Source organism: Bacillus sp. FG16 (assembly GCF_057809515.1).
Genome location: NZ_JBMDKC010000157.1, coordinates 1 through 7,775 on the forward strand (window position 1 = coordinate 1; position 7,775 = coordinate 7,775).

The following is a 7,775-nucleotide window of genomic DNA, read 5'->3' on the forward strand; positions in this document are numbered from 1 at the left end:
CATATGAAACTAGTAAAATTAAAAAAGACACCAAAAGGTGGCTGAGTAGTTACAATTTTACAAAAGAGAAACACAATATTTTATGTAGAAAGGACCTCTGCGTTTATGTTGAAGTAACAGGAGTATGCTCTAGCAAACTCTCATTATAATGGGGAGCTAATACAATATTCGTGTACGTTCCTCGACCATACACATATCGATACGTATGGAGGAGTCCAGCGGGAATAAAAATAGAAGCTGGACTGGAAATAAGATGACGCTCTCCTTCTATTTCTACTTCACATATCAAACCTGCTCCGTCTACCTGGTCACCCCAAAATAGAAAAGCGCTATCGCAATCATGAACATGCACATCTACATGGCCATCTGTTACCTCTTCCATACATCCCCCATAAAATTGACGCTGTATGACATAAAAAGAAGCGCGTGTGTCAATGCGAGGATCGACTTGTACCCACCGGTATCCTGGTCCATCTCGATGATACCGTAATTCCGACGCCCCTTTCATGAATGGCTTTCCGATTCGAAATGGTTGAGATAATCTTGGTTCCCCTCGTTCCCTTACCGTTTTTCCTAGGGTAGAATGCCTTCCCACAACGTGCGCAGGAATTCCTTCATACGCAGCAGGATTCTGTTGCATTGCTTTTATATGATAGGAAGAGGTGTGTGTGAAAGCATGTTTTCCAATGATAGGACGACAAACATCCACTCGGTGCCCTGAAGCAAGCTGCAGGGCTTGTGCTAATTTTGGTATTTGCTCTATTTTCAGGTTTGTTAGCTTCCTTTTTTGTTGTAAAATAACGGCTAGGTTGAAAAGATCGACAATACCAGCTCGTTCTCCTATCCCGCATAGCGTAGTATCAATGACAGAAGCGCCTGCATCAATAGCGGCAAGAGCATTCGCCATGGCTAAACCGAAATCATTATGAAGGTGCACTTCAATCTCACACGGGAACGTTTCAACAACCTTCCTCACAATATTCGCACATTCATAAGGTTCCCAAATTCCTACCGTATCTGCGACACTGATTCGATTTGCACCAGCTTGATACGCTATACTTCCGATATCATAGATATCTTTCCATTCTGTACGAGAGGCATCTTCAATGGTAAAGCGAACCTGTAATCCTAAGGATTTTGCTTCTTCAATCGCATGTTTGAGTTCCTTCTTCACATATTCCTTGGATCGATTGGTATATTTGGTTTGTAAAGAAATTGGATTGACAGATGCCCAGATGCCTATCCAATCCGCCCCAGCCCGGTACGCAGCATGAACGTCTTCTTTTTTCGCTCGCGCATGCATGAGAATATCCGCTTGTTTGGCAGATGCGGCTACTTCTCGGCAAATTTCTTCTTCTTCTGGTGAAATTCCAGGATGACCAATCTCAATGATAGAAATTCCAAAGTCTTCAAGCATATGAAGCAAGGATATTTTATCTTCTTTTGCAAAACGTATCCCTTGTTGCTGTTCCCCTTCTCGCAAAGTCGCATCTAAGATTGTTAGATCTCTGTTCATTCTTTTATTCCTTCTTTCATTTCTATAAAATTCAATACTTCTTTAAATAGAACATCATGATTTTTTTCATATACTGCCCAGTGTGTTGCATTTGGAAGTACCACTTCCTTTTTTCTCTTCGCCCCAGTTAATTTCGATCTCATATCTTTTTCTGCAAACCAATCATCTTCTCCATAAATAACCAGTACAGGCGAAATAATCTGAGATACATCATATAAAGGACGGTTATTCCAAATCGAGTATAAATCTTCTAGAGGTCCCATGGGTCTGCGAATACTGCCATTACTTTCCTTACTTAGGGGATCTGAATGAAGAAATACTTGTTTCACAGCATCTACAGCTTCATTTGTCACCATTCTTTTCTCGCCCCTCATCATATGCCAGTGATGCATTCCTGTATCAAATTCTACAGTTTGATAGGAAGGGGCATGCGGATTGAATTCCCCTTTTTGTAGCGGACTGTCAAATGGCTCTGTCATCATGGGAAGTGTAAATCCATGCATGTACCCATATAAAACAAGTGTATTCACATCATGAGGGTGTGTGATGGCATAATTTCCAGCTACCACTCCTCCATATGACCAACCAACAAGATGAATTTTGTTTACATTTCTTTTCTGTTTAATCCAATTTACAACCGTTGCTACATCTTTTGTTGCATCATTTACATGAACGACTGGTTTATGTAAATAAGGCGCTTCTGACATTTCTTTGGGCCTTGAAGATTGCCCAAATCCTCTAAAATCCATTGCCCATGTATCATATCCTTTTCGAGCATACGCATCCATCCAGGAATAGTTTGGAACATCAAAAGCTGCTGCAGTCGGAACACTAAATGGTTCTAGAAACAAAATAATTTCATCTGATGTATATTGCTTTTGTGTAGGTACACTTTTATGAAGTACATATAACGTTTCATCTTCTTGTGGAATGTGATATTCCTCTTTTATTATTTTGAAAGTTTTTTTCATCTTTAAAACGTCTTGCTGATTGGAACAGCTCGACAGGAAAAAAACGAAAAGAATACCTACTACACGTATATCTTTCCAGGTCATTTTCATTTGTAAGATCCTTTCATTTCATCGAAATAATGGCTATGATTCCAGCTGCAATCAGTAACCCTGCTGGTAACCCCTTTGCAAACAACACAGCCAGAAGGGTACCTATTAAAACTCCTACTAATATAGTGGGGTTCATCGGCAATACGCCTACCCCTTTTCCTCCTATACAGGACACGATAAACCCCGCTACAATGGATCCCCATCCTATTGGGGAAGTCAGTACCTTCATGATGTGATCGCTCGACACCTTCCCTGATGTGACGGGAGCTAACAGAAAGAACATGAGAAAGAAAATCCCAATCGGAAAAGCATATTGCTGAATCGCGTGCAACGTAGCTTTTTGTCCCATAGCCAATAATATGCCTACGGTACTTGCCGCTATAGCGAGCGCATACTCTTTCATAGACAAAGCGAGTATACCAATTATTCCTAACACTAGATAAGAAACCATATCTGTTACCTCTTCTATAAAGTTGTATAATCCCAACTACCGTTTTCAGGTTCACATACCTGTACCATATTTGAATAGGCAAGATTAATCTGGATAAGATTTGGACTGAGAATCGGTTGTAAATTTTCTCGTTTTATCATATACTTAAATGCTTCAAAACTTGCTAGAATGCCTACCATGTTTGCAACAGGAGATAGTACAGCCCATGGTCGATCTTTCTTTACATAGCTATTCGCCCACTGTTCATCTGCACCATGTTGAACAGAATACAAAGCACGGCCGTCTTTTAAATCATGGATTCTATTTTGCATCTCAGGCGTGAGTTCCTGCTGATAAGATGGATATCCTAACGCAAGTTCATAAGGTACAGATGCCGGAGTGAATGACATGACGCCCCCTCTAAAGGGTGGTGTAACAGCAATCCAAATAGACGGAATTCCTAAAGTTTGGGCCATACGATGAATGATGACTCTGGCGACTAAATTATCAGTCGCATCTATAATGACATCTGTATGTGTTAACAAATCTTTTGCGTTATCTTCGGTAACAAACTCTTGCGTGATTTGTACCTGTAGGAAAGGGTTGATATCGTGTAACATATCACGAGCCACCACTGCTTTTGGTTGTCCTAACTTGCTAACAGAACTCAGCATTTGCCGATTGATATTACTCGCTTCAAATACATCTGGATCAATGACGTGTAAGGAGCCTACGCCCATTCGCGCTAGTTGAATCAGTGTAATTCCTCCGACTCCGCCAGCACCCACTACCGTAACGCGAGCATGTTTTAATTTTTCCTGTTCTTCTATAGAAATGACGCCAATATTTCTTGTAAAGCTTTCTTCATATATATATTGTTTGTTTACATTTCCAGTGAACACATGTACGTCCTCCTTATAATGTTGCATAATCCCAACCGTTTTCGGGTGCGTCTTTTACCTGAACAGGAGTAAGACGATCTACATCTATCACAATGCCCTTTGGTGCTCTAGCCAATGGTTCACGACCCGTTAGGACTTGTATCGCTTCATGAAAGCTAAATAATGACAATAAATGTGCTCGCATAGGCGTAATAATCCAACCCACTTTTCCCTCGCAAAAATCTTGTGCCCATTCTTCCGGCGCCCCCTGATTAACCGAATACCATGCTCTTTTTTTCTTTACATCCGCAATTTGTTTCCTTACTTTTTCATCTGTTAAGATAGAATCAATAACTGACACATTCAATGCCTCTTCATACGAAATCCCATTCGGAAAGAAGGTAGAAACAAATCCTCTTGTAGGCGGGCTACCTGACATGCCAACACTTGGAATCCCAAGTTCCCTCGCTGCCCGGTGGATAATTACCCGTGAAAGCATATCGTCGACAGCTTCTACCACAATATCGTGTCCTTGTATCAATTCTTTTACATTATCTTCATCTACCCTTTTTTGTAGAAAATTTGTTGAGAGATACGGATGGATGTCTGTCACCACTTCTTCTGCCACTTTCGCTTTTGCTTTTCCTATGACACGAGAGGTCGCTAACATTTGCCGATTGATATTCGAAATTTCAAATACATCCGGATCTACACCTGTAAGATGCCCAATCCCCATACGTGAAAAAAGAATTGCTTCATAGCCTCCTACACCTCCTAATCCAAAAATAATAACTTTTTTCTTTTGCAATATAGCTTGTTCTTCTTTTGTATATACCCCAATATTACGTGATACCATTTCCCAGTAGTATGTGTCTGCTTGCAATGTGATGCTCCTTTCTTTGTAACAATGTATTCAAAGTCTTTTTCTAGCATAGACAAAAGAATTGTGAAAAGGATGTGAAATATGTGAATTTTTTGTATAAATTATTGAATCGCCACAAATACATGTTATGATATGGGCTACCTTAGAGATTTATCGACAAAAACAGACATATGCATGTCTTACTATTTTCAGAGTTTGATACTCTCATAGGTTTATGTTTCAGAAAATAAAAAGGAGCACGAATAATGAGAAAAACACCAATAACTTTTGCCCTCATGGGGGCATGCGGACTAGTATTTCCTTCTGGATTTGTGCAGGCGGAGCACGAATCTTCTTTACAGGTGCAAACAAAAGAAAAAGCGTTTACAATTGGACATTTAACCTTACCTTCTCAAAAAGAACCGGGGAAAATTGTACAAGATGCACTACAGGACAAAACGAAACAGTCTTTATCCCCCCAGCAAGTAAATGACGAACCCGGGGTTGCCTATTCTATTGTGCAGCAACGAAAAGCCTATGATGGAACAACACTTGTACGCTTACAACAAACTTTTCAAGGAAAAGACGTGTATGGTCATCAACTGACAGCACATGTAGATCAGAAAGGCGTTATCACTAGTATTTCAGGAAACAGTGCACAACAACTAGGACAACAAAATACCTTAAAAAAGGAAATGCATCTATCTACAGAAGATGCAAAAGCGTATATTTACGAAAAGTACGGAAAAAATATTTCATTTCTTTCGGAGCCAGTTGTCAAACCTGTAATCTATATGAATGAAAAAAGTGGGGAAGCCATACAAGCGTATCAAGTTACGTTTGCAGTAGCTACTCCGCAGTATGTTTCGGGTACCTATATTATAGATGCCGAACAAGGAAGCATGTTGCAAAATATGATTGAAGAAACACCAATAAAAGTAAGTAAAGCAATCGTACAAAAAGTAAAGGAATCAGCTTCTAATAATCAAATGATATCGTTACGTGGATATGGAAAAGACGATTTAGGGACGTTTCGTACATTCGGTGTTTCTAAAAAAACTGATGGTTCTTATGTATTAGCGGATTATACAAGAGGAAAAGGAATTGAAACATACGATGCCAAATATACAGATCTTGCGACAGACTTCCGTAATTATCCAGGGTCTCTAGCTAGCCATACTGCTTCTACTTTCCAAGACCCGAAAGCAGTCAGTGCCCATTATCTTGCGACAAAAGTATATGATTTTTATAAAGAAAAATACCAACGCAATAGTTTTGATAACAAAGGACAAAAAGTTACATCGATTGTACACGCCTGGGATTCTACGGAAACAAGCGATCCAAAAAATTGGCATAATGCTGCCAGTATCGGAGAGGGTATGTTAGTATACGGAGATCCCATGGTGAAAGCCTATGATGTGGCTGGTCATGAATTTACACATGCCATTACTTCCAATGAATCTCGTTTGGAATACTACGGAGAATCGGGAGCGATTAACGAAGCCCTTTCAGATATCTTTGGAACCGCAATTGAGAAATATGTAAATAATGGGACGTTTAATTGGGAGATTGGGGAACAAACAGGGACCACATTAAGAAGTATGAAAGATCCTACTACTGTCGCCTCGCCATATGGCATACCGTATCCAGATGATTATCGTAAATTTAATGATTTGAATGGAGAAGATAAAGCTGGCGTACATTTTAACTCCAGTATTATCAATAAAGTTGCCTATCTCATTGCAGCCGGAGGAACACACAATGGGGTGCAAATAAATGGTATCGGGGAAAATAAAATGTTTGACATCTTTTATTATGCGAACACGGATGAATTAAATGCAACGTCCAATTTTGCAGAATTACGAGTGGCTTGTATACGAGTGGCGACACAAAAGTATGGGAAACAATCTACAGAAGTACAAGCTGTAACACGTGCATTTGATGCCGTACACATTTCTGCTCAAAAAGAAAACCCACAGGAAAAAGGGAGTAATCAAGATTAGGAACCCAATTAAACCGTAGAAGAAGCGAGTATCCTTACGTTTCCAGCGCAAATAAAAGGAAGCTTAGTAGGTGATGATTCTTTAGATGTATACAAGTTCACGGTGGCTGCACCAAGAAGCCTACATATCGCATTACAAAATGAAAATGAAAATGAAAATAAGATTGGCATGACATGGGTTTTACATCATGAATCCGATTTACAACATGGAAAAGAACAAGGTGATAGCATCATAGAATCCTATCAAGCAAAACCCGGGACCTATTATCTATACGTATATAAGTATACCAATCAAAATGGCACGTATCAGCTATCTGTAAACTAGTATACAATCGTTACAAGTAGGATAAGAGACCTTACTAGAATCATTTTGATAAAACGATACATCTCATTGAAAATACACTGAAAATTCATTCAAGATATTATCAATATACAAAACAAGTCGATGTATGTAAGATTATAGGTGAAAGCTTTTCAAACTTACCCCTAATAAGATTGAAAAGAGTAGAAATCTTAATCCATTCATAAAAAAGCGAAACGAATCTTCTATGGATTCGTTTCGCTTTTTTTATGTTGTTGTACCCGTTTCTTCTGTAACTGTAGACCATTTCGCTGCTCTTCCTTTAGATAAGAGTGTTATTTTATGTTGTTCTTGTAAACATTGAAATGTTCTTTGGAATGTACTTTCTGAAACGGTAGGAAATCTTTTTCGAATATCTTCTTTTGAAAAAGGCCCCCTTTGTTTTACAATATAATCCCGTAGCTGCAGACTTCGTTGTCCTCTTAGTTGATGAGGAAGCAATGTTGTTTGTAATTCCTCATATGCTGCATGAAGAATACGTAGAAAACAGTCTGTAATAAAGACTAAATTATGTTCTTCTGAAAACCAATTAGCCGCTGATTTGTACAAAGCTTCATAATACGTGTTTTCCCACTGTTTGATGATAGCATCTAAGGAAATATACTTTACAACAGCGTATTTCTCTTTTACTAATAACAAACTAAACAATAACCGTACCATGC

The 7,775-nt window shown here is 39.0% G+C and carries 8 protein-coding genes; 2 read left to right on the plus strand and 6 right to left on the minus strand.

The window, feature by feature from the left end; genetic code table 11:
• Positions 1-103 precede the first annotated feature (103 nt).
• The 5 genes from ACODS7_RS30005 to ACODS7_RS30025 are packed head-to-tail and all read right to left on the minus strand — an operon-like array spanning position 104 to position 4,771.
• The gene (locus ACODS7_RS30005) at positions 104-1,516 is read right to left on the minus strand and encodes a homocitrate synthase/isopropylmalate synthase family protein (protein WP_256428259.1); all 1,413 of its coding nucleotides are present in this window, start codon (positions 1,514-1,516) and stop codon (positions 104-106) included.
• The gene (locus ACODS7_RS30010) at positions 1,513-2,577 is read right to left on the minus strand and encodes an alpha/beta hydrolase (protein WP_256426609.1); all 1,065 of its coding nucleotides are present in this window, start codon (positions 2,575-2,577) and stop codon (positions 1,513-1,515) included. Before ACODS7_RS30010 ends, ACODS7_RS30005 begins: the two co-directional genes overlap by 4 nt.
• A 13-nt stretch (positions 2,578-2,590) precedes the next feature.
• The gene (locus ACODS7_RS30015; RefSeq protein ID WP_256426610.1) at positions 2,591-3,028 is read right to left on the minus strand and encodes a DUF441 family protein; all 438 of its coding nucleotides are present in this window, start codon (positions 3,026-3,028) and stop codon (positions 2,591-2,593) included.
• Between the two features lie 14 nt (positions 3,029-3,042).
• Positions 3,043-3,909, minus strand: coding sequence for a HesA/MoeB/ThiF family protein (locus tag ACODS7_RS30020; RefSeq protein WP_256426611.1), 867 nt, complete (start codon positions 3,907-3,909; stop codon positions 3,043-3,045).
• Between the two features lie 13 nt (positions 3,910-3,922).
• The gene (locus ACODS7_RS30025; protein WP_098679997.1) at positions 3,923-4,771 is read right to left on the minus strand and encodes a HesA/MoeB/ThiF family protein; all 849 of its coding nucleotides are present in this window, start codon (positions 4,769-4,771) and stop codon (positions 3,923-3,925) included.
• A 245-nt stretch (positions 4,772-5,016) separates the two neighbouring features.
• On the opposite strand from ACODS7_RS30025, the gene ACODS7_RS30030 reads away from it, so the two are divergent.
• Positions 5,017-6,753, plus strand: coding sequence for a M4 family metallopeptidase (locus ACODS7_RS30030; RefSeq protein WP_483298956.1), 1,737 nt, complete (start codon positions 5,017-5,019; stop codon positions 6,751-6,753).
• Positions 6,754-6,804: 51 nt separating this feature from the next.
• A complete protein-coding gene (locus ACODS7_RS30035; RefSeq protein WP_488828314.1) occupies positions 6,805-7,077 on the plus strand; it encodes a pre-peptidase C-terminal domain-containing protein in 273 nt (90 codons plus the stop codon).
• Positions 7,078-7,320: 243 nt separating this feature from the next.
• Here the strand turns inward: ACODS7_RS30035 and ACODS7_RS30040 are convergent.
• The coding region (locus ACODS7_RS30040) for a Fic family protein (RefSeq protein ID WP_488828312.1) at positions 7,321-7,775 on the minus strand (455 nt) is incomplete at its 5' end.